At 61.9% G+C, this 20,934-nt stretch carries 18 protein-coding genes and 1 pseudogene; 10 read left to right on the plus strand and 9 right to left on the minus strand.

The genetic code is table 11. The annotated features are described in order from the left end of the window. Positions 1-44 precede the first annotated feature (44 nt). From BMZ57_RS23230 to BMZ57_RS23240, 3 genes are all read left to right on the plus strand, one after another. On the plus strand, positions 45-857 hold the full coding sequence (locus BMZ57_RS23230; RefSeq protein WP_016977712.1) for a cytochrome C assembly family protein: 813 nt from the start codon (positions 45-47) through the stop codon (positions 855-857). A gap of 12 nt (positions 858-869) precedes the next feature. After that, positions 870-2,108: a transporter associated domain-containing protein gene (locus tag BMZ57_RS23235; RefSeq protein ID WP_069672762.1), complete on the plus strand. Its 1,239-nt coding sequence runs from the start codon at positions 870-872 to the stop codon at positions 2,106-2,108. A gap of 354 nt (positions 2,109-2,462) precedes the next feature. Then, a complete protein-coding gene (locus BMZ57_RS23240) occupies positions 2,463-3,776 on the plus strand; it encodes an MFS transporter (protein WP_010207979.1) in 1,314 nt (437 codons plus the stop codon). Between the two features lie 105 nt (positions 3,777-3,881). Here BMZ57_RS23240 and purT read toward each other — a convergent pair whose 3' ends face one another. From purT to BMZ57_RS23265, 5 genes are all read right to left on the minus strand, one after another. Then, positions 3,882-5,063: a formate-dependent phosphoribosylglycinamide formyltransferase gene (gene purT / locus BMZ57_RS23245; RefSeq protein ID WP_010207976.1), complete on the minus strand. Its 1,182-nt coding sequence runs from the start codon at positions 5,061-5,063 to the stop codon at positions 3,882-3,884. Positions 5,064-5,132: 69 nt separating this feature from the next. Further along, a complete protein-coding gene (locus tag BMZ57_RS23250) occupies positions 5,133-5,600 on the minus strand; it encodes a VUT family protein (RefSeq protein WP_010207975.1) in 468 nt (155 codons plus the stop codon). Positions 5,601-5,740: 140 nt separating this feature from the next. Further along, positions 5,741-5,959 carry a DUF1289 domain-containing protein gene (locus tag BMZ57_RS23255; RefSeq protein ID WP_042571212.1) on the minus strand — a complete coding sequence of 73 codons (219 nt, stop codon included), beginning with the start codon at positions 5,957-5,959 and terminating at the stop codon, positions 5,741-5,743. Continuing rightward, a complete protein-coding gene (locus BMZ57_RS23260) occupies positions 5,956-6,480 on the minus strand; it encodes a gamma carbonic anhydrase family protein (protein ID WP_010207972.1) in 525 nt (174 codons plus the stop codon). Before BMZ57_RS23260 ends, BMZ57_RS23255 begins: the two co-directional genes overlap by 4 nt. Positions 6,481-6,516: 36 nt before the next feature. Next, complete coding sequence (locus tag BMZ57_RS23265) at positions 6,517-7,119, minus strand: CoA pyrophosphatase (RefSeq protein WP_010207970.1); 603 nt, start codon at positions 7,117-7,119, stop codon at positions 6,517-6,519. 149 nt (positions 7,120-7,268) lie between these two features. On the opposite strand from BMZ57_RS23265, the gene BMZ57_RS23270 reads away from it, so the two are divergent. From BMZ57_RS23270 to nagE, 7 genes are all read left to right on the plus strand, one after another. Then, the gene (locus BMZ57_RS23270; protein ID WP_010207968.1) at positions 7,269-7,817 is read left to right on the plus strand and encodes an NUDIX hydrolase; all 549 of its coding nucleotides are present in this window, start codon (positions 7,269-7,271) and stop codon (positions 7,815-7,817) included. A gap of 37 nt (positions 7,818-7,854) precedes the next feature. Next, complete coding sequence (locus BMZ57_RS23275; RefSeq protein WP_047542936.1) at positions 7,855-8,358, plus strand: L,D-transpeptidase family protein; 504 nt, start codon at positions 7,855-7,857, stop codon at positions 8,356-8,358. Between the two features lie 263 nt (positions 8,359-8,621). Next, on the plus strand, positions 8,622-9,380 hold the full coding sequence (locus BMZ57_RS23280; RefSeq protein ID WP_069672763.1) for a GntR family transcriptional regulator: 759 nt from the start codon (positions 8,622-8,624) through the stop codon (positions 9,378-9,380). A 10-nt stretch (positions 9,381-9,390) separates the two neighbouring features. Next, positions 9,391-10,497, plus strand: coding sequence for an N-acetylglucosamine-6-phosphate deacetylase (gene nagA, locus BMZ57_RS23285; protein ID WP_010207962.1), 1,107 nt, complete (start codon positions 9,391-9,393; stop codon positions 10,495-10,497). After that, a complete protein-coding gene (locus tag BMZ57_RS23290) occupies positions 10,490-11,500 on the plus strand; it encodes an SIS domain-containing protein (protein ID WP_042571210.1) in 1,011 nt (336 codons plus the stop codon). The genes nagA and BMZ57_RS23290 overlap by 8 nt, the downstream gene beginning before the upstream one ends. 29 nt (positions 11,501-11,529) lie before the next feature. Further along, on the plus strand, positions 11,530-14,040 hold the full coding sequence (gene ptsP, locus BMZ57_RS23295) for a phosphoenolpyruvate--protein phosphotransferase (RefSeq protein ID WP_069672764.1): 2,511 nt from the start codon (positions 11,530-11,532) through the stop codon (positions 14,038-14,040). 27 nt (positions 14,041-14,067) lie between these two features. Next, positions 14,068-15,774, plus strand: coding sequence for an N-acetylglucosamine-specific PTS transporter subunit IIBC (gene nagE, locus BMZ57_RS23300; protein WP_069672765.1), 1,707 nt, complete (start codon positions 14,068-14,070; stop codon positions 15,772-15,774). A gap of 71 nt (positions 15,775-15,845) precedes the next feature. Here nagE and BMZ57_RS23305 read toward each other — a convergent pair whose 3' ends face one another. The 4 genes and pseudogenes from BMZ57_RS23305 to purL form a co-directional block, all read right to left on the minus strand. Further along, positions 15,846-16,133: a HigA family addiction module antitoxin gene (locus BMZ57_RS23305; protein ID WP_069672766.1), complete on the minus strand. Its 288-nt coding sequence runs from the start codon at positions 16,131-16,133 to the stop codon at positions 15,846-15,848. Between the two features lie 14 nt (positions 16,134-16,147). Further along, positions 16,148-16,425 (minus strand): annotated as a pseudogene (locus tag BMZ57_RS23310) (type II toxin-antitoxin system RelE/ParE family toxin). Between the two features lie 258 nt (positions 16,426-16,683). Then, positions 16,684-16,995, minus strand: a complete 312-nt coding sequence (locus BMZ57_RS23315; RefSeq protein WP_010207954.1) for a YqfO family protein — start codon at positions 16,993-16,995, stop codon at positions 16,684-16,686. 4 nt (positions 16,996-16,999) lie between these two features. After that, entirely contained in the window at positions 17,000-20,896 is a 3,897-nt protein-coding gene (gene purL / locus BMZ57_RS23320; protein WP_010207951.1) for a phosphoribosylformylglycinamidine synthase, read from the minus strand. Between the last annotated feature and the right edge of the window lie 38 nt (positions 20,897-20,934).

Raw genomic sequence — 20,934 nt, forward strand, 5'->3', positions numbered from 1 at the left:
GGTATGCCAAACTCAGCGCCTTTCGGGCTTGCCTAACAGGATTTATGCTCCCTTTGTCACCCAGTTTGCTACCCAGCCTCGCCGCCGCCATCTTGTATGCCGCTGCGACTCTCTATCAGGGCACTCGTCTGGCCCAAGGCGCCAAGGCGGACAAACGCCTGCTCGTAGGCCTGGGCGTTCTCGCCCTGCTGGCCCATGCTGCCAGCCTGTTTACCCATTTGATGACACCCGTCGGCCTGGGCCTGGATTTTTTCAGCGCCGCCAGCTTGATCGCGGCCGCTGTCATCGCGCTGACCTTGCTGGCCTGCTACCGGATTCCCGTCGAGAATCTGCTGGTGCTGTTATTCCCGCTGGGAATGCTGACCGTGTTGATGGCGCAATTCGCCCCTACCGGCACGGTGCAGGTCATTGATGAAGAGCCGGGCATCCTCGCGCACATCCTGCTGTCGATCCTGGCGTACGGCATGTTCACCATCGCGGTGTTCCAGGCCCTGCTCCTGCTGCTGCAGGACCACCAGCTCAAGCACAAGCATCCCTCGGGGCTGATCAAGAACTTCCCGCCGCTGCAAACCATGGAAAGCCTGCTGTTCGGCTTCCTGTGGGCCGGTTGGACCCTGCTGTCACTGTCGCTGATCTCCGGCTGGCTGTTCGTCGAAAACCTGTTCGCCCAGCACTTGGTGCATAAGACCCTGCTGGCGTGTCTGGCCTGGGTGGTGTTCAGTGTGTTGCTGTGGGGCCGCAACCGGCTCGGCTGGCGCGGGCACAAGGCAATTCGCTGGACCCTGGCGGGCTTCTGCCTGCTGATGCTGGCCTATTTCGGCAGCAAGCTGGTCCGCGAATATATCCTGCACATCTGACGGGCAGCGATCATGGACAACTTGCCCCTGGAGCCGATGCTCGCGGTAATCGCCCTGCTGGTCTTATGGGCCGCACTGTTCACCGCCATCGAAGCCGCGCAACAACACCTGCTGGCCCTGCGCCCCGGTACACGCCAGCGTGACAAGGCAGCCGCCCGCCTAAGCTTCCCGCGCAACAGCCTGATCCTGTGCAACAGCCTGTGTCGCGCCGCCGTGGTGATCCTCTGCACGCTACTGGCGATCTACGCCTGGGCGCAGAACGGGCCCTGGCTCGGCTGGATGATTTCCTGCGCAATCCTGTTGATTCTGGCCGATTACCTGCCCCGTGCCCTCGCCGTCCGCCATCCGCAAGCCGTGCTGGGCTTTGGCAACACGCTGCTGGGCGTGCCGCTGAAAATCCTCTACCCGCTGGCCTGGCTGCTCAATGGCATCAGCCTGTTGCTGCTGCGCCCATTCGCACGTAAATCCGGCGTGGTGAAAAAGAGCGACGAACCGCTGCCCGACCATGACGATGAGCCAGAACCCGAGTCCGACGAAAGCCGCACCCCAGGCATGCCCGGCATCCACGCCCTGGACAACATCACCGTCAACGACATCCTGGTGCCACGCAGTGAAGTGGACGGCATCAACCTGGATGACTCGATCGAAGAGATCATCGAGCAATTGCGCACCTCCCAACGTACGCGCCTGCCGGTGTTCCACAGCGACATCAACCAGGTCCAGGCGGTGCTCAACACCCGGCAGATCCAGCACCTGCTGCCCGACGCCAGCCTGACCAAGGAAGCGTTGCTCGCCGCCTGCCACGAACCCTACTTCGTCCCGGAAAGCACACCCCTGCAACTGCAGCTGCTGAACTTTCACAAGCAACAACGCCGCCTGGGCATGGTGGTGGATGAATACGGCGAAGTGCTGGGTATCGTGACCCTGGAAGACATCCTCGAAGAAATCGTCGGTGAATTCGAAAGCGAGCAGAGTGCTGACAACCCGCATATCGAGCCCCAGCCGGACGGCCGCTACATCATCGATGGCGCCGCCTCGATCCGCGAGCTGAACAAAAGCCTGAACTGGCACCTGCCCAGCGACGGCCCCAAGACCCTCAACGGCCTGGTCACCGAAGCACTGGAGACCATCCCGGATTGCGCGGTCTGCCTGAAAATCGGTCGCTACCGCCTGGAAATCCTCGAGACCGAGGACAACCGCGTGAGCAAGGTGCTGATCTGGCACACCAGCCGGATGCCGGTCGCTGCCTGAATCAACTCGGTCCATGTGGGAGCTGGCTTGCCTGCGATGCAAACACCTCGGTCATGAAAGCGAGGTGATCTTATCGCAGGCAAGCCAGCTCCCACATACACCCCACTCCAAACCGTAGATCCTCGCCAGCCCCCCCCTTGTTGTATGTTCAACCCCCTTCCTATAATCGGGGCGGCTTACCAGAGCCGCGCCTGACCGCGTGCTACCCGCACCCCGCGTGTCCAAGCACCGCTTTATCGTGTCTGACCGGCGTTCGCTCCCATCCCGAGCCTTCCCGCGCACAACCCTGATCCATGGGTGATCGACCAATAATAATCCGCGTCCAAACGCGCAATGACCATCAGGGACACTACCATGAGCACCACCTACAACGAGGCCGCGCCCGCCGCCGCCCCGACCAACTCGACCGCACGAGTCGCCACGGCGAGCATCGTCGGCACCGCCATCGAGTTCTACGACTTCTATATCTACGCCACGGCAGCTGCGCTGGTGATCGGGCCAGTGTTCTTCCCGCAGACCTCCGGTACCGCGCAGATGCTGGCGTCGTTCCTGACCTTCGGTATCGCCTTCATCGCCCGCCCGCTGGGCTCGGCACTGTTCGGCCACTTTGGCGACCGCATCGGGCGTAAATCGACCCTGGTGGCCTCGCTGCTGCTGATGGGCGTCTGTACGACGCTGATTGGCTTGCTGCCCGGCTATGACAGCATCGGGGCCTGGGCGCCGATCCTGCTGTGTGTGCTGCGCTTCGGCCAGGGCCTGGGCTTGGGCGGTGAATGGGGCGGCGCGGCGCTGCTGGCGACCGAGAACGCGCCCAAGGGCAAACGCGCCTGGTTCGGCATGTTTCCGCAACTGGGTCCATCGATCGGCTTCCTGGCAGCCAACGGCTTGTTCCTGATCCTGGCCATGAGCCTGAGCGACGAACAGTTCCGCAGTTGGGGCTGGCGCATCCCGTTCATCCTCAGCGCTGCGCTGGTGATGGTTGGCCTGTACGCGCGGCTGAAGCTGCATGAGACGCCGGTGTTCGCCAACGCCGTCGCCAAGGAAGCCCCGGTCAAGGTGCCGCTGGTGGAATTGTTCAGCCAGCATTGGCTGCCGGTGTTGCTGGGCGCTGCGTCGATGGTGGTGTGTTATGCACTGTTCTACATCACCACTGCGTTTTCCCTGAGTTATGGCGTCTCCACCTTGGGCTACAGCCGTGAGACCTTCCTCGGCCTGTTGTGCTTTGCAGTCTTGTTCATGGGCCTGGCGACGCCGTTGGCAGCCTTGGCCAGTGACCGTTTCGGACGCAAGCCGGTGCTCATCGTCGGCGCGCTCCTGGCAATCCTGTCGGGCTTCACCATGGAGCCGCTGCTGACTCACGGTTCGACTTGGGCGGTGGCTTTGTTCCTGGCCTTGGAGCTGTTCCTGATGGGCGTGACCTTCGCGCCGATGGGCGCCATGCTGCCGGAACTGTTCCCGACCCGTGTGCGTTATACCGGTGCTTCGGCGGCGTATAACCTGGGTGGGATCGTGGGCGCGTCGGCCGCACCGTTCTTCGCGACCAAGCTGGTGGCGATGGGTGGGCTGAGTTATGTCGGTGGGTATGTATCGGCGGCAGCGTTGCTCAGCTTGATTGCTGTGCTGTGCCTGAAAGAGACGCGGGATAACGATTTGAACAAGGTTGCCTGATAGACCGCTTTCGCGAGCAAGCCCACTCCCACATTGTGATCAGTGCCAGAGTTGGCAATGCGATCGAATGTGGGAGCGGGCTTGCTCGCGAAGGGCGCGACGCGGTTACAGCTCTACAACAACCGCCTTCGAAGCACGGGTCGCCTTCGCTCGAGCCGCTTCAATCGACTCATCCCGCGCCAACGCTACACCCATCCGACGCTGCCCATTCACTTCCGGTTTGCCAAACAGACGCAACGCCGTGTCCGGCTCGCTCAGCGCAGCGCCCAGGTTGGCGAACGCCGTCTGGGTCGACTGCCCTTCCACCAGGATCACCGCCGAGGCCGACGGCCCGAACTGACGGATCAACGGGATCGGCAAGCCCAGGATGGCGCGCGCGTGCAGCGCAAACTGCGACAGGTCCTGAGAAATCAAGGTCACCAAACCGGTGTCATGCGGACGCGGCGAAACTTCGCTGAACCACACCTGATCACCCTTGATGAACAACTCCACACCAAACAGGCCACGACCACCCAGGGCCTCGGTCACGGCTTTGGCAACGCGCTCGGATTCTGCCAGGGCAATCGGGCTCATGGCTTGCGGCTGCCAGGATTCCTGATAGTCGCCCTTCTCCTGACGGTGACCCACCGGCGCACAGAACGTGGTGCCGCCGATGTGGCGCACGGTCAGCAGGGTGATTTCGTAGTCGAAGTCGATAAAGCCTTCGATGATCACGCGGCCTTTACCGGCACGGCCACCTTCCTGGGCGTAATCCCAGGCTTTCTGCACGTCGTCGGGGCTGCGCAGCAGGCTCTGGCCCTTGCCCGACGAACTCATCACCGGCTTGACCACGCACGGGAAGCCCAGGTCCTGGACGGCCTTGCTGTAATCTTCGAAGGTATCGGCGAAGTGGTACGGCGAGGTCGGCAGGTCCAGCTCTTCGGCGGCAAGACGGCGGATGCCTTCGCGGTTCATGGTCAGCGAGGTCGCGCGCGCGGTCGGAATCACAGTGAAGCCCTCGGCTTCCAGTTCCACCAGGGTGGCAGTGGCGATGGCTTCGATTTCCGGAACGATGAAATGCGGCTTCTCGGCCTCGATCACCGCACGCAGGGCGGCGCCGTCGAGCATGTTGATCACGTGGCTACGGTGCGCAACCTGCATGGCCGGCGCATTGGCGTAGCGATCCACAGCAATCACTTCAACGCCCAGGCGTTGCAGTTCGATTACCACTTCCTTGCCCAGCTCACCGCAGCCACACAACAAAACGCGGGTCGCGGTTGGCGACAATGGAGTTCCGATTCGGGTCATCTCAGGTCCTCAGGGGAGCGGATCATTGGGAGAAAGGCCGGCATTTTACATGAACTGCAGGAATTGGCCTCAGTTGACGACGGCCCGCTTGCGGATACGCCAGGCCATGATCAGCCACACGACCGTGACCCCGGCGAACTTCGACACCAGCGCGGTGCCCGCCACTGCCGGCGTGAGCGCGCCGATCAGGCCGAAGAAGATAAAGGTGTCGAGGGGAATGCTCAGCGCCGAACTTATCCACAGGCGATCGTGCAGCGGGCGTTTGGTGATGCTGAACACGAGCCAGTCGATGCACTCGGATACCGCAAACGCCGTGGCGCTGGCCAGGGCGATGGCCGGGTCGGACGTGACATACGACAGCACCAACGCCGCCAGCATGGCGATGATCGCTCCGTGACCGAAGCGGGTTTGCACCATGTCGCGCAGGATGAAGACCAGGCCACCCCAGGCCGACCAGATGACGTCCAGGTGCGGGGCGGTGGAAAAGGCAAAGTTGATCAGCACGACGCTGCTGATGTAGGCGATCAGGAAGAGCATGGGGCGAGGGACCTGTGAACAAGGGCCACAGGTTACTTCACATTCAGAAATATGTCGTCTGGGAGGGCCTCATCGCAGGCAAGCCGGCTCCCACATTTTGAATGCATTCATGTGGGAGCTGGCTTGCCTGCAATAGCGGTCTATCCGCCGCCAGTTTTCCCGGAAGCCATAAACACCAACCCACTCGCCACCGCCCGCTCATGGCACAACCCCAACACGACCCGGCGCTCGGCGTTATCCATGCGGCTCCAGCGCGTAATTTCATCCACGGTACGCTGGCAGCCGGTGCAAATATCGTCATCGTCCAACGCGCAGATACTCACGCACGGCGAGGCGACGGGGCGTTCAATCGGGTTCATTCTTCCTGCTCTACCAAATCCCGCGCATAACGCTGAGAGTTATGCACATAGTGCGCAGCGCTGGCTTCGAGCATGCGTTTCTGCGCGTCGGTCAATTCACGCACCACTTTGCCCGGCGAGCCCATCACCAGTGAACCATCGGGGATTTCCTTGCCTTCGCCGATCAGTGAATTGGCGCCGATGATGCAGTGCTTGCCGATCTTGGCGCCGTTGAGGATCACCGCGTTGATACCGATCAGGCTGTAATCATCCACCGTGCAACCATGCAGCATCGCGTTATGACCGATGGTCACACCGGTGCCCAGGGTCAGCGGGTAGCCCATGTCGGTGTGCATCACACTGCCATCCTGCACGTTGCTGTTCTTACCGATCAGGATCAGTTCGTTGTCGCCACGCAACACCGCGTTGAACCAGACGTTGGCGCCCTCCTCCAGCTTGACCTTGCCCACCAGCGTGGCATTCGGTGCCACCCAGCTCTGAGGGTGAGTCTCGACGCGGGCGTCGCCCAGGCGGTATTTCATGGTGTTTCCTCACGGCATTGCCATTCAAGCGATGGCTTAGATGTTGATGAAACTCTTGGGGGGCTGGTGCAGGCTGATCTGGGCGTCGTCATAGAGCAGATTGATCAACTCGACGATCATGATCGCCGTCAGCCCCCAGATCTTGTATTCGCCGAACCGATAACTGGGCACGTACCAACTACGTCCCTGGTAATCGATCCTGTGGGTATGTTCGCGCGGGTCCTGTCGGAAGAAGTCCAACGGCACGCTGAAAACGGCGGCGATCTCGGCATCGTTGGCCAGGTATTCGACGTAGTCGGGGATGACGCCGACATACGGCGTAACCCGAATACCGTGCAGGGAGATCAACGGGCTCAACGGGCCAATGACCTCCACAAGGCCGGGTGGAAGGCCTATCTCTTCTTCGGCTTCACGTAGCGCGGTGAAAATCAGGTCCGGGTCTTCGGGGTCGCGGCGCCCGCCGGGAAAGGCCACTTCACCGCCGTGGGTCGACAGGCCGCTGGCACGCAGGGTCAGGATCAGCTCAGGTTCGTCACTGCGGGTAATCGGCACCAGCACCGCGGCCTCGGGGAAACGCCCATCGGTTTCCAGCGTGTGGGGGGTGTGATTGGTTACCCGGCGAAGTAGCTCGTCCAGCATGAGTCATCTCGGTCTGTTGGCTACCTTGCATCATGCACCAAAGCACGCGGGCGCCCAACCCCAAAACCCGCGTGGTGTCGCTAAACGACAACTTGTTGCAGCGCCCTGCCCGTCACGCCAAGATAGACGCACTTTCCAGGAACCCCAGCATGAATTTCTGCAGCCAGTGCGGTAAACCGGTTACCCAACGCATCCCCGAAGGCGACGGCCGCTTGCGCTTTGTGTGCGATCACTGCTCGACCATTCACTACCAGAACCCCAATATCGTCGCTGGCACCGTGCCAGTGTGGGGCGATAAAGTGCTGCTGTGCCGCCGCGCCATCGAACCGCGCCTGGGCTACTGGACCCTGCCCGCCGGTTTCATGGAAAACGGCGAGACGGTGGAACAGGCCGCCATGCGCGAAACCCTGGAAGAAGCCTGCGCCCGCGTGCACAACATGAATATTTACACCCTGATCGACGTGCCACATATCAACCAGGTGCATATCTTCTACCGCGCCGACCTGCTCGACCTAGAGTTTGCCGCCGGCCCCGAGAGCCTGGAAGTGCAGTTGTTCGACGAAGCCGACATCCCTTGGTCCGAGCTGGCTTTCCGCACGGTCGGGCGTACCCTAGAATGCTTTTTCGCTGACCGCAGGCTTCAGTCGTACCCGGTGCGCAGCGAGGCCGTGCCGCCGCTGGGCAAGCCCGCCCAATAACACTCCGGCAGATGGCCTTTAAGGGGATACCGTTTTAATGCGTTGGTTGCTTGCTCTTATCTGCCTGTCGTTCGCTACCCTGTCACCAGCCTCCACGGTGCAAACCCTGGGCGGCAAGCCTGTCGAAAAAGTCCTGGTGCTCAAGTCCGCCCACCAATTGCAGCTGATCAACGACGGCAAGCCGTTCAAGACCTACCGCATTTCCCTGGGCAAGAACCCCAAGGGCCATAAGCTGATCGAGGGTGATCGCCGCACGCCGGAAGGCCTCTACTGGATCGACTGGCGCAAGACCAGCGACCGCTTCAACCTCGCCATGCACATTTCCTACCCGAACATCAGCGACGCCGCCCGTGCCCGCCGCGAAGGCGTGAGCCCCGGCAGCATGATCATGATCCACGGCACGCCGGATACCGAGGATTACCCGGAACAATGGTTCCACACCCTGGACTGGACCGACGGCTGCATCGGCATGCGCAACGTGGACATGCGCGAAGTGTGGAACCTGGTCAAAGACGGCACCCTCATCGAGATTCGTCCGTAATCTCGTACCGTTCGTAAAATAATTCGAAAATATTTCCCGCCCTGCCCCGCACCCGCGGGTGAATACCAGTTCACTCCCGCGGGCTTTGCAGTTCTGCGCGCGATATAGACCTCTCTAATACCACTTGATACCAAGCCCAATTGCAGCGCCCTGAAACCGGCGTTTGCACCGTTTTGGCTGCATTGACATGGTATTTAAGTGGTATTAATTTCCGGCCAATACCGGGCGACAACACTCCAATAACCGCATCGGAAACCTGACAGATGAATCCCATCCTGGGCCTGCGCCCCGACGACAAACAATCCACGCCGCTGTACCTGCAATTGGCGCGCAAGCTCGAAGCGGCGATCCATGCCGGCCAGTGGACGTCCGAACAGGCACTGCCATCGGAACGGGCTCTCAGTGAGCAACTGAGCATTTCCCGGGTCACCGCCCGCAAAGCCCTCGAAGTGCTGTTCGACCAAGGCCTGATTCGCCGCAGCCAGGGTTCCGGCACCTTTATCACGCCGCGCCTGGAACAACCGCTGTCACGCTTGTCGGGCTTCAGTGAGATGTTGCGCCTCAAAGGCTTTGTGCCCAGCTCGCAATGGCTGGAACGCGACATCACCCCGCCGACCCACGAAGAACTGATCCGCCTGTGCCTGTCGACCAGCGACAAAGTGGCGCGACTCAAGCGCCTGCGCAAAGCCGATGACACCGTGATGGCGATCGAAATGACCGTCGTCCCAGCCTCGGTGCTGCCGCAGCCGCAAGCCCTGGGCAGTTCGTTGTACGAATACTTTGAAAGCATCGGCAAACCTATCGTCCGCGCCTTGCAGCATGTGCAGGCGATCAACGCCTCGGACGAGTTCGCGCACCTGGTGGGCATCGCCCCCGGCACCGCCATGCTGCTGATGACCCGGGTTGGCTACACCGCCGACAACACGCCGATCGAAATCACCGACACCTACTGCCGCAACGACTACTACGACTTCGTCGCAGAACTGCGCCGCCACGACTATTCCGCTGAACTGCGAATTTAGAGAACTGCCCATGTCCGAAGACAACATCCTCACGCCCGACGGCTGGATTCGCGGCCGCCTGGTGCACGAGCACGGTAAGGTGATTGCGATTGAAGGCACACCGTGCGACCCGGCTGAAAACGACTTGCCCTACCTGCTGCCGGGCTTTATCGACCTGCACGTGCATGGCGGTGGCGGCGCAGACATCATGGAAGGCGGCGCGGCTTTCGAAACCATCACCCGCACCCACGTGCGCTTTGGCACCACGTCGTTGCTGGCCACCACCATGACCGCACCGGTGGAGGAAATCTCCCGCGTGCTCGGTCAGCTCGGCACGTTCTGCGAGCGGCGCCCTGCAGGCAGCGCCCGTGTACTCGGCGTACACCTGGAAGGGCCCTACATCAATCCCGGAAAACTCGGCGCCCAACCTAACTTCGCCCACACCGCACTGATGGCCGAAGTCGAAGCCTACCTGCGCCTGGCACCGATCCGCGTGATCACCATCGCGCCGGAGATCGCCGGCCATGACGGTCTGATCCGCGCCCTCAGCGAACGCGGCGTGCGCATGCAGATCGGCCACACCCTGGGCAGCTACGAAGAAGGCGTCGCCGCCCTCGCCGCCGGCGCCACCAGCTTTACCCATTTGTATAACGCGATGAGCCCGTTGCATCACCGCGAACCGGGCATCGTCGGCGCCGCCCTGGCTCATGCCAAATTTGCCGAACTGATCCCGGATCTGCTCCACGTTCACCCCGGTGCCATGCGTGTGGCCCTGCGCTCGATCCCGTGCCTGTACTGCGTCACCGACTCCACCGCCGCCGCCGGCATGCCCGACGGCGAATACAAGCTGGGCAGCCATACCGTGACCAAATGCCTGGGCGGCGTACGCCTGGCCGACGGCACCCTGGCCGGCAGCACCCTGACCATGGACCAGGCGCTGCGCAATCTGGTGAAAATCGGCCTGCCCATCAGCGAAGCCTCACAACGCCTGTCGCAATTTCCTGCGGACTACCTGGGCCTGGAAGAACGCGGCCGCCTGCAACCCGGCAGCTTCGCCGACTGCGTGCGCCTGGACCGCTCCCTGACACTCACCGACGTAATGGTCGAAGGAGAAACCATTGACTTCAAAAATGCTTGAAGAGGCCCTGGCCTCCTGCGACGCCGTCGCCGCTCAACTGCAACGCCTGGACCCGCTGCTGGAAGAAGTCGCCGGCCGCCTGCGCCGCCAGCCGCCGCAAGTGGCGATGACCATCGCCCGTGGCAGCTCGGACCACGCCGCGAGTTACTTCGCCTACCTGGCCATGCAGCATGTAGGCATTCCGGTGGCGTCTTTGCCGATGTCGGTGGTGACCTTGTTGCAAGCGCCGATGAAAGTCAGCGGCCAAGTCGCGTTTGGCTTCTCCCAGTCGGGCCAGAGCCCGGACCTGGTCAACAGCCTGCGCCTGCTGCGCAAGCGCGGTGCCCTGAGCATTTCGCTGGTCAACGCCGAAGACTCGCCGCTGGAAGCCGCCTGCGAATTCCATGTGCCGCTGTGCGCCGGGCCGGAACAGAGCGTGGCCGCCACCAAAAGCTTTATCGCCACCCTCAGCGCCAGCACGCAGTTGATCGGCCACTGGAATCAGGAAACCGAGTTGCTGCAAGCGTGCCGCGCCCTGCCCGATGACCTGCGTGCCGCTGCCAAGCAGGATTGGACGGTTGCCATCGAGGCCCTGCGCGACTGCCAGCAACTGATGGTCATCGGCCGTGGCGCCGGTTTTGCCATTGCCCAGGAAGCCGCACTCAAGCTCAAGGAAACCTCGGCGATCCAGGCCGAAGCCTTCAGCAGCGCCGAAGTGCGTCACGGCCCGATGGCCCTGATTGGCGACAACTACCCCCTGCTGGTCTTCGCCCCGCGCGGCGCCGAGCAAGCCGGCTTGCTGAGCCTGGCCGCCGACATGCGTCAACGCGGCGCCCGCGTGCTGCTCGCCGCACCGGATGATATCGCCGAGCGCGACCTGACCCTGAGCCGCGCCGAACACCCGACCCTGGACCCGATCCTGGCGATTCAGAGTTTCTACATCATGGCTGCAGGCCTGGCGGTCGCTCGGGGCATGGACCCTGACCAGCCGCGCCACCTGAGCAAAGTTACCCGCACTCACTGAGTGGCGTTTTCCTGATGAGTACCGTGCCCATGTCCTACAACAATAATGAATTGACCCTCAGCGCACCGTTAAGCGGGCCAGTGCTGACCCTGGGCAACGTTCCCGACGAAGTGTTCGCCAGCGGCGCGATGGGCGATGGTATTGCTATCGACCCCTTGAACGATTGCCTGTACGCGCCCTGTGACGGCGTGATCATCCATGTCGCGCGTACCGGGCACGCCCTGACGATTCGCGCCGAGAACGGTGCCGAGGTGCTGATGCATGTGGGCATCGACACGGTGGAACTGAATGGCGAAGGCTTTGCCTTGCTGGTCAAGGACGGCGCACGGGTGAGCAAGGGCCAGGCGTTGGTGCAGTTTGACCTGGACCGCATTGCGCGTCAGTGCAAGAGCCTGGTCAGCCTGATCATCCTGACCAATGGCGAGCGCTTTGAATTGCGTGCGGTGGCCAGGCAAAAGGTCAAGGTCGGCGAGCCGTTGTTGCAGATCGTGGCGCGTTCGGCGGCAGCGGTTCAAACCGCTGTGGATAACTCGGAAGCTGACGTCAGCGCCAGCGTACGCATCACGCATCGTGGCGGTTTGCACGCGCGTCCGGCAGCGTTGATTCGCAAGACCGCCCAGGACTTCAGCAGCCAGGCACAGCTGCATTTCGGTGATAAATCGGCGTCCTGTGACAGCCTGATCGGCTTGATGGGCCTGGGTATTGGCGAAGGGGACGAAGTACGCGTGACCTGTCGCGGCAAAGACGCCGAAGCCGCATTGCAGGCATTGGTCGCGGCGTTGTCAGCCGTCATCAAGGAAGAACACCACGTCCCTGTCGTTGCCCCCCCACGCCGAGCGCATACCGAAGCCGGCGTGCTGCAAGGTGTGTGTGCTGCGCCGGGCCTGGTCTGCGGGCCGTTGTTCCGCCTGACCGGCATCGAATTGCCGGCAGACGTCGGCAACCACTCTGCCGACGAACAACTGCAACACCTGGACACCGCCCTGGAGCAAGTACGCAGCGAAATTCGCAGCACTCTGGCGCATGCCCGCCAGCGCAAGAACGTCGAGGAAGAGGACATCTTCGCCGCCCACCTCGCTCTGTTGGAAGACCCCAATCTGCTGGAAGCCGCGACCCGTTCAATTGAACAAGGCAGCGCAGCCACCCATGCCTGGCGCGATGCAATCCAGGCGCAATGCGCGGTGTTGCTGGCCCTGGGCAAACCACTGTTTGCCGAACGTGCCAACGATCTGCGGGATTTGCAGCAACGCGTATTGCGCGCGCTGCTCGGTGAAGCCTGGCATTTCGAATTGCCCGCCGGATCGATTGTCAGCGCCCATGAACTGACCCCGTCTGACCTGCTGCAATTGAGTGCGCAACACGCCGTCGGCATTTGCATGGCCGAAGGCGGCGCCACATCCCACGTGGCGATTCTGGCCCGCGGTAAAGGCTTGCCCTGTGTGGTGGCGTTGGGCGCCGAAGTTCTCGACGTGCCCCAAGGCCAACGCGTGGTACTCGACGCCGTCAACGGCCGTCTGGAATTGGAGCCCACCGAAGCGCGTCACGCCGAAGTGCACCAGATTCGCGACGCGCAGAAACTGCGGCGCCAGCAGCAACAGGCCCAAGCCCAGGAGCCGGCGCGCACAACGGATGGCGTGAGTATCGAGGTCGCCGCGAATGTCGCCTCCAGCGCCGAAGCCCAGGTGGCGTTTGAAAACGGTGCCGATGGGGTCGGCCTGCTGCGCACCGAGTTTCTCTTCGTCGACCGCCGCACCGCACCGGATGAGCAGGAACAACGTCACGCCTACCAAGCCGTGCTGGATGCCATGGGCGACAAGTCAGTGATCATCCGCACCATCGACGTGGGCGGCGACAAGCAACTCGACTACCTGCCGCTGCCGGTCGAGGCCAACCCGGTGCTGGGCCTACGCGGTATCCGCATGGCCCAGGTGCGCCCGGAGCTGCTAGACCAGCAACTGCGCGCGCTGCTGCAAGTGTCTCCACTGGAGCGTTGCCGCATTCTATTGCCGATGGTCAGCGAAGTGGATGAGCTGCTGCAGATCCGCCAGCGCCTGGATGAGCTGTGCGTGGAGTTGGAGCTGACCCAGCGCCCCGAACTGGGGGTGATGATCGAAGTGCCCGCCGCTGCGCTGATGGCCGAACACTTGGCCAAGCATGCGGACTTCCTGTCCATCGGCACCAATGACCTGTCCCAGTACACCCTGGCCATGGACCGCGACCACGCCGGCCTCGCCGCTCGGGTCGATGCCCTGCACCCGGCGCTGCTGCGGCTGATCGCCCAGACCTGTGCAGGCGCGACGAAACACGGGCGTTGGGTCGGCGTATGTGGCGCCCTCGCCTCCGACCCGTTGGCTACGCCGGTACTGGTGGGACTGGGGGTCAGCGAGCTGTCGGTGAGCCCGCCGCAGATCGCAGAAATCAAGGACCGCGTCCGCCACCTGGACGCGGCGCAATGCCGGCAACTGAGCCAAGGCCTGCTCGACCTGAGCAGTGCCAAGGCCGTTCGCCAAGCCTGTCAACACCACTGGCCGCTGAGCTGACAACAACAAGAAAAAAGGAGTCTCGCCATGTACCAACATTTCATCGAAGGCCTGCAACGCCTGGGCCGTGCACTGATGCTGCCGATCGCGATCCTGCCGATCGCCGGCCTCCTGCTGCGACTGGGCGACACCGATCTTTTGAACATCGCGGTGATGCACGACGCGGGGCAGGCGATCTTCGCCAACCTGGCGCTGATCTTCGCCATCGGCATCGCCGTGGATTTTGCCCGCGACAACAACGGCACGGCCGGTTTGGCCGGTGCGATTGGTTACCTGGTGATGGTCTCCACGCTCAAGGTCATGGACACGTCCATCAACATGGGGATGCTCGCCGGTATCGCCAGCGGCCTGATGGCGGGTGGGCTGTACAACCGCTTCAAGGACATCAAGCTGCCGGAGTATCTGGCGTTCTTTGGCGGGCGACGGTTTGTGCCGATTGTCACCGGCTTTTCGGCAGTTGGGCTGGGCGTGATCTTTGGTTTGATCTGGCCGCCGATCCAGCACGGCATCAATAGCTTTGGCGTGTTGCTGATGGAAAGCGGCAGCCTGGGCGCCTTTGTGTTTGGCGTGTTCAACCGCCTGCTGATCGTTACCGGGCTGCACCATATCCTCAACAATATGGCCTGGTTTGTATTCGGCAGCTTCACAGACCCAGTGACCGGCGCGGTAGTGACCGGCGACCTGACCCGCTACTTCGCCGGCGACCCCAAAGGCGGCCAATTCATGACCGGTATGTTCCCGGTGATGCTGTTCGGCCTGCCCGCCGCGTGCCTGGCGATGTACCGCAACGCCTTGCCCGAGCGCCGTAAAGTGATGGGCGGGATTTTCCTGTCGATGGCGTTGACCTCGTTCTTGACCGGGGTGACCGAGCCGATTGAATTTGCGTTCATGTTCCTCGCACCGTTCCTGTACCTGATCCACGCGGTGCTGACGGGCCTGTCGATGGCGGTCACCAACATGCTGAATATCCACCTCGGGTTTACCTTCTCCGGTGGGTTTATCGACATGGTGCTGGGTTGGGGCAAGTCCACCAATGGCTGGCTGGTGTTCCCGGTCGGCCTGGCCTATGCGCTGATCTACTACAGCGTGTTCAACTACTGCATCCGTCGTTTCAACTTGAAGACACCGGGCCGGGAAGATACCCAGGTGGTGCAGGCTGAAGCGATGAGTGATAACCAGCGGGCCACGGCTTACATTCAGGCGCTGGGTGGTGCGGAGAATCTGCTGAGCGTCGGCGCCTGCACCACGCGCCTACGGTTGGACATGGTGGATCGCAATAAGGCGGTGGACGCGGAGCTGAAAGCGCTGGGTGCCATGGCGGTCGTTCGACCAGGTAACGGCGGCAGCTTGCAGGTGGTGGTCGGGCCGATGGCGGACAGTATTGCTGATGAGATTCGCTTGGCGATGCCAGGGTTTGTTGCAGCAGCGCCTGTAGTGGTTGCGCCTGTGGAAAAGCCAGTTGCAGTGAATGTTCAGGAGGCCGAGAAATGGCTGAATGCGCTGGGTGGCCGAGGGAATGTGCGCCAGCTGGAAGCGGTGGCGATGACCCGGTTGCGGGTGGAGTTGGGGGATGATTCGGGGTTGTCTGAAGCTGATCTCACCGCACTGGGTTGCCAAGGTGTGAGCCAGCTGGAAAGCGGTGTTTGGCACCTGTTGATTGGTGACAAGGCCACAGGATTGGGTGAGGCACTTGAGCGGTTGGTCGGTGCTCAGCAGATCGGGGCGAGCGCTTAAAGCTTCATCGTTTGAAAAGGCCTCTTCGCGAGCAACGAAAACCCGGCTAACGCCGGGTTCTTTAATCTCGGTTACTCAATCCGAGCAAACCGCTCAATAACAGGCTGTTCTCTATACTCCGCCTGCCACAGGTCATAACTGCTCTGCATTGAAAGCCACATCTGGGCCTTGCTGATGCCTGCGCGCTCAAGCCGTACAGCGAGATCAGGGCTAACAGGCGCATGCCCATGAAGAATTCTTGAAAAGGTTTCCCTCGCGAAACCCAGGCGTCGAGCCACCTCAGTGATCGTCATCCCCAGCCCGGGAATAACATCCTCAAGCAGTATTTCCCCTGGGTGAGGAGGATTGTGCATCCCCATAAACAGACCCCTTCTCAGTGGTAATCCAGATAGTCGACCAGCTCGACTTGATCGTCATACATGCGAAAAATGATGCGCCAGTTACCACTGATGCTCACTGACCAGCAGTCGACAAGATCCCCCTTCAAGCGATGGAAGCGCCCACCTGGCAGTTCCAGATCGCCCCAATGAGTCGCGCTATCTAAAATCAGCAAGACACGGCGCAAGCGATGCACGTGGTTGGCGTTGATCCCTTTCGTTGAGCCCGTTTCATAAAGATGCGAAGGCCTTTATGTTTCCAACTAACGATCATGGCGCGATTGTGATGTGATACATCACGCCATGCAATAGCCGCATATCAGTTCTGGTCGTCAGACTCATAACATTCCACCACTGAGACAATGCAAAGCAGGGAGGCTAGGGAGATGGGTGCCGAGGGACAACCTGAACGGTTTGTAGGAAAGTGTCTGAGCGGACGCCTTCGCGAGCACGTCGAATAGGCCCTCACAGCCAACAAAAAACCCGCTGGCCAAACTGGCCCAGCGGGTTTCTTGTTTATGCAGCGTGCGAATTAAAAATCCGCCAACTGCCACACCTCATACGCCGGTGTCTCATACGGATGGCTAAGCTTGAGTGCAGCCACGACAGCCACGATCAACTCATCCGCCACCACCAGCTCAACCTTCCACTCTTCAACGCCTTCAACCTGGCCCACCTGCCCGATAAACGGCTGACTGCCGTCCAACGCGCGAAATTGGCCCTGACCCAGCACTTGCCAGGCGCAGCTGTCATAGTTGCCGATGCGCCCACCGCCAGCGGCGAAGACGGCGGTTTTCACCGTCTCCACATGACTGTCGGGCACGAAGAAGCTGAGCTTGTACACGGCCTTAGTTCACCCACACGCGGGCGTTGCGGAACATGCGCATCCAGGCGCCGTCTTCGTTCCACTCTTCCGGACGCCACGAGTTCTGCACGGCGCGGAATACACGCTCCGGGTGCGGCATCATGATGGTCACGCGACCGTCGCGGCTGGTAAGGCCGGTGATCCCGCGTGGCGAGCCGTTCGGGTTGGCCGGGTAGGTCTCGGTGACCTTGCCGTGGTTGTCGACGAAGCGCAGGGCCACGGTGCCGGACAAGTCAGCTTCGAGCAGTGCTTCTTCGCTGGCGAACTCGGCATGGCCTTCACCGTGGGCGATCGCGATTGGCATGCGCGAACCGGCCATGCCTTGCAGGAAGATCGAGTTGGACTCCTGCACCTGCACCATGGCGACACGGGCTTCGAACTGCTCGGACCGGTTGCGCACAAAGTGCGGCCAGAACTCGCTGCCCGGGATCAGTTCGCTGAGGTTGGACATCATCTGGCAACCGTTGCACACACCCAGGGTGAAGCTGTCGTTGCGCTCGAAGAAGCCCTGGAACGCGTCGCGGGCACGGCTGTTGAACAGGGCCGACTTGGCCCAGCCTTCGCCGGCACCCAGCACGTCGCCGTAGGAGAAACCACCGCAGGCCACCAGGCCTTTGAACGCATTGAGGTCAACGCGACCGGCGAGGATGTCGCTCATGTGCACGTCGATCGCATTGAAGCCGGCACGGTCGAACGCGGCCGCCATTTCCACCTGGCCGTTGACGCCCTGCTCACGCAGTACGGCAACCTGTGGACGAATGCCTTTCTTGATGTAAGGCGCGGCGATGTCCTGATTGACGTCGAAGCTGAGCTTGGTGCTCAGGCCCGGGTTGTCTTCTTCCAGGATCACGTCGAATTCCTGCTCGGCGCAGTCGGCGTTATCACGCAGGCGTTGGATCTGGTAGCTGGTCTCGGCCCACTGGCGTTGCAGCAAGCGGCGCTGGCCGGCAAACACGGTGTCGCCATTGAACGAGATGTTGATCTCGCCGTTGTTGATCGGCTGGCCGATCACCGCCACGCAGTCGTCCAGGCCAGCGGCGCTGAATTGGGCGAGTACGTCCGGGGTAGCGTCCTGGCGAACCTGGATCACGGCGCCCAACTCTTCGTTGAACAGGATACCGTTGATTTCGGAGGCATCCTCGGCAACGCTGTCGAGCACGATGTTCAGGCCGCAGTGACCGGCGAAGGCCATCTCGACAACGCTGGTCAGCAAGCCGCCATCGGAACGGTCGTGGTAAGCCAACAGGTGACCGTCGGCATTCAGGCCCTGGATCACGGCGAAGAAGGCTTTCAGGTCTTCGGCGTCATCGACGTCCGGTGCCTGCTTGCCGAGCTTGCCATGGGTCTGTGCCAGGATCGACGCGCCCATGCGGTTCTGGCCACGGCCCAGGTCGATCAGGATCAGATCGGTGGTGCCCTTGTCCATGCGCAATTGCGGGGTCAGGGTCTGACGGATGTCGGTGACCGGTGCGAAACCGGTGACGATCAGCGACAGCGGCGAAGTGACCGTCTTGTCGACGCCGTCTTCGTTCCAACGGGTGGCCATGGACATGGAGTCCTTGCCCACCGGAATGGTGATACCCAGCTCAGGGCACAGCTCCATGCCGACAGCCTTGACGGTGTCGTAGAGGCGCGCGTCTTCACCTGGGTGACCGGCAGCGGACATCCAGTTGGCCGACAGTTTGATGTCGGACAATTTACCGATGCGCGAAGCCGCGATGTTGGTGAGGGTTTCACCAATGGCCATGCGGCCCGACGCCGGAGCGTCGAGCAGGGCCAGCGGCGTACGCTCGCCCATGGCCATGGCTTCACCGGTGTAAACGTCGAAGCTGGTGGCGGTGACGGCAACGTCAGCCACCGGAACCTGCCAAGGGCCAACCATTTGGTCACGGGCCACCAGGCCGGTGATGGTGCGATCGCCAATGGTGATCAGGAAGCTTTTGCTCGCCACAGCCGGGTGGTGCAGCACGCGTTCGATGCTGTCGGCCAGTTCCAGTTGGCTTGGGTCGAAATCATCGCCCAGCTCGGCTTCACGAACCGCGGAACGGTGCATGCGCGGGGCTTTGCCCAGCAGCACTTCGAGCGGCATGTCCACTGGGCTGTTGCCGAAGTGGCTATCCGTCACAGTCAGCTGCGGCTCGGCAGTGGCTTCGCCGACCACGGCGAACGGGCAGCGCTCGCGCTCGCAGATGGCCTGGAAGCGCGCGAAGTCTTCTGCACCAACCGCCAGAACGTAACGCTCCTGGGATTCGTTGCTCCAGATTTCGTGCGGGGCCATGCCCGGCTCGTCGTTTGGAATGTTGCGCAGTTCGAAACGGCCACCCCGGTCGCCATCGTTGACCAGTTCCGGGAAAGCGTTGGACAAACCACCGGCACCGACGTCGTGGATGAAGCTGATCGGGTTCTTGTCACCCAACTGCCAGCAACGGTCGATGACTTCCTGGCAGCGGCGTTCCATTTCTGGGTTTTCGCGCTGTACGGAAGCGAAGTCCAGGTCCGCCGAGCTGGTACCCGTGGCCATGGAGGAAGCCGCGCCGCCGCCCAGGCCGATCAGCATCGCCGGGCCGCCGAGGACGATCAGCTTGGAGCCGACCAGGATCTCGCCTTTCTTGACGTGTTCTTCACGGATGTTGCCCATGCCGCCAGCCAACATGATTGGCTTGTGGTAACCGCGCACTTCATCGCCACGTGGGGTGGTGATCGATTGTTCGAAGGTACGGAAATAACCCGTCAGGGCAGGACGGCCGAATTCGTTGTTGAACGCAGCACCGCCCAGCGGGCCTTCGATCATGATGTCCAGCGCGGTGACGATGCGGTCGGGCTTGCCGTACGGCACTTCCCATGGCTGTTCGAAGCCTGGGATCTGCAGGTTGGACACGGTGAAACCGGTCAGGCCAGCTTTCGGCTTGGCGCCACGGCCGGTGGCACCTTCGTCGCGGATCTCGCCGCCGGAACCGGTGGCTGCACCCGGGAACGGAGCAATTGCGGTCGGGTGGTTGTGGGTTTCAACCTTCATGAGGATGTGCACCGGCTCCTGCACCGCGCCGTATTGGCGGGTCTCAGGGTCCGGGAAGAAACGGCCGGCGACGGAGCCGACGATCACCGAAGCGTTGTCCTTATAAGCCGACAGAACGCCTTCGCTGTGCATCACGTAGGTGTTCTTGATCATGCCGAACAGGCTTTTTTCCTGGCTTTCGCCGTCGATGTCCCAACTGGCGTTGAAGATCTTGTGACGGCAGTGCTCGGAGTTGGCCTGGGCGAACATCATCAGTTCGATGTCGTGTGGGTTGCGCTTCAAGCCGTTGAAGGCGTTGACCAGGTAGTCGATCTCGTCTTCGGCCAGGGCCAGGCCCAGCTCGGTGTTGGCCTTCTCGAGGGCGGCGCGGCCACCGCCAAGCACGTCAATCGCGGTCAGCGGCTTGGGCTCGGCGTGGCTGAACAGACCGCCAGCCTGTTCCAGCTGGCTGACGATGATCTGGGTCATGCGGTCGTGCAGGCTGCTGGCGATCAGCTCGGCTTCGGCATCGCTGAATTGGCCGGCGACGTAGAAAGCGATACCCCGCTCCAGGCGCTGGATTTTCTCCAGGCCGCAGTTGCGGGCGATGTCGCTGGCCTTGCTCGACCAGGGCGAGATGGTGCCGAACCGCGGCAGAACCAGGAACAAGCGGCCGTTAGGCTCTTGAACCGGAACGCTTGGGCCGTACTTCAGAAGGCGTGCCAGCACTTGCTGTTCGTCGGCGGTCAATACGCCGGTAACGTCGGCGAAGTGAGCAAATTCAGCGTACAGGCCTGTAACAGCTGGAACCTTTTGGCTCAGTTGCTCAAGGAGTTTGCTGTGGCGAAAGGCAGAAAGGGCAGGAGCGCCGCGCAGGATCAACATCTTCGGGACAGCCTCGGGAAGGGGGTGTGCTTTGAGGC

The organism is Pseudomonas simiae (assembly GCF_900111895.1).
GTDB lineage: Bacteria > Pseudomonadota > Gammaproteobacteria > Pseudomonadales > Pseudomonadaceae > Aquipseudomonas > Aquipseudomonas simiae.

Coding starts and splice junctions, on each gene's coding strand:
- nagE (WP_069672765.1), top strand. CDS start 14,068: ATGTACCAACATTTCATCGAAGGCCTGCAACGCCTGGGCCGTGCACTG.
- BMZ57_RS23265 (WP_010207970.1), bottom strand. CDS start 7,119: ATGCTGGACGAGCTACTTCGCCGGGTAACCAATCACACCCCCCACACG.
- nagA (WP_010207962.1), top strand. CDS start 9,391: ATGTCCGAAGACAACATCCTCACGCCCGACGGCTGGATTCGCGGCCGC.
- BMZ57_RS23305 (WP_069672766.1), bottom strand. CDS start 16,133: ATGGGGATGCACAATCCTCCTCACCCAGGGGAAATACTGCTTGAGGAT.
- BMZ57_RS23280 (WP_069672763.1), top strand. CDS start 8,622: ATGAATCCCATCCTGGGCCTGCGCCCCGACGACAAACAATCCACGCCG.
- BMZ57_RS23260 (WP_010207972.1), bottom strand. CDS start 6,480: ATGAAATACCGCCTGGGCGACGCCCGCGTCGAGACTCACCCTCAGAGC.
- purL (WP_010207951.1), bottom strand. CDS start 20,896: ATGTTGATCCTGCGCGGCGCTCCTGCCCTTTCTGCCTTTCGCCACAGC.
- BMZ57_RS23290 (WP_042571210.1), top strand. CDS start 10,490: ATGCTTGAAGAGGCCCTGGCCTCCTGCGACGCCGTCGCCGCTCAACTG.
- BMZ57_RS23240 (WP_010207979.1), top strand. CDS start 2,463: ATGAGCACCACCTACAACGAGGCCGCGCCCGCCGCCGCCCCGACCAAC.
- purT (WP_010207976.1), bottom strand. CDS start 5,063: ATGACCCGAATCGGAACTCCATTGTCGCCAACCGCGACCCGCGTTTTG.
- ptsP (WP_069672764.1), top strand. CDS start 11,530: ATGTCCTACAACAATAATGAATTGACCCTCAGCGCACCGTTAAGCGGG.
- BMZ57_RS23230 (WP_016977712.1), top strand. CDS start 45: ATGCTCCCTTTGTCACCCAGTTTGCTACCCAGCCTCGCCGCCGCCATC.
- BMZ57_RS23235 (WP_069672762.1), top strand. CDS start 870: ATGGACAACTTGCCCCTGGAGCCGATGCTCGCGGTAATCGCCCTGCTG.
- BMZ57_RS23250 (WP_010207975.1), bottom strand. CDS start 5,600: ATGCTCTTCCTGATCGCCTACATCAGCAGCGTCGTGCTGATCAACTTT.
- BMZ57_RS23255 (WP_042571212.1), bottom strand. CDS start 5,959: ATGAACCCGATTGAACGCCCCGTCGCCTCGCCGTGCGTGAGTATCTGC.
- BMZ57_RS23270 (WP_010207968.1), top strand. CDS start 7,269: ATGAATTTCTGCAGCCAGTGCGGTAAACCGGTTACCCAACGCATCCCC.
- BMZ57_RS23275 (WP_047542936.1), top strand. CDS start 7,855: ATGCGTTGGTTGCTTGCTCTTATCTGCCTGTCGTTCGCTACCCTGTCA.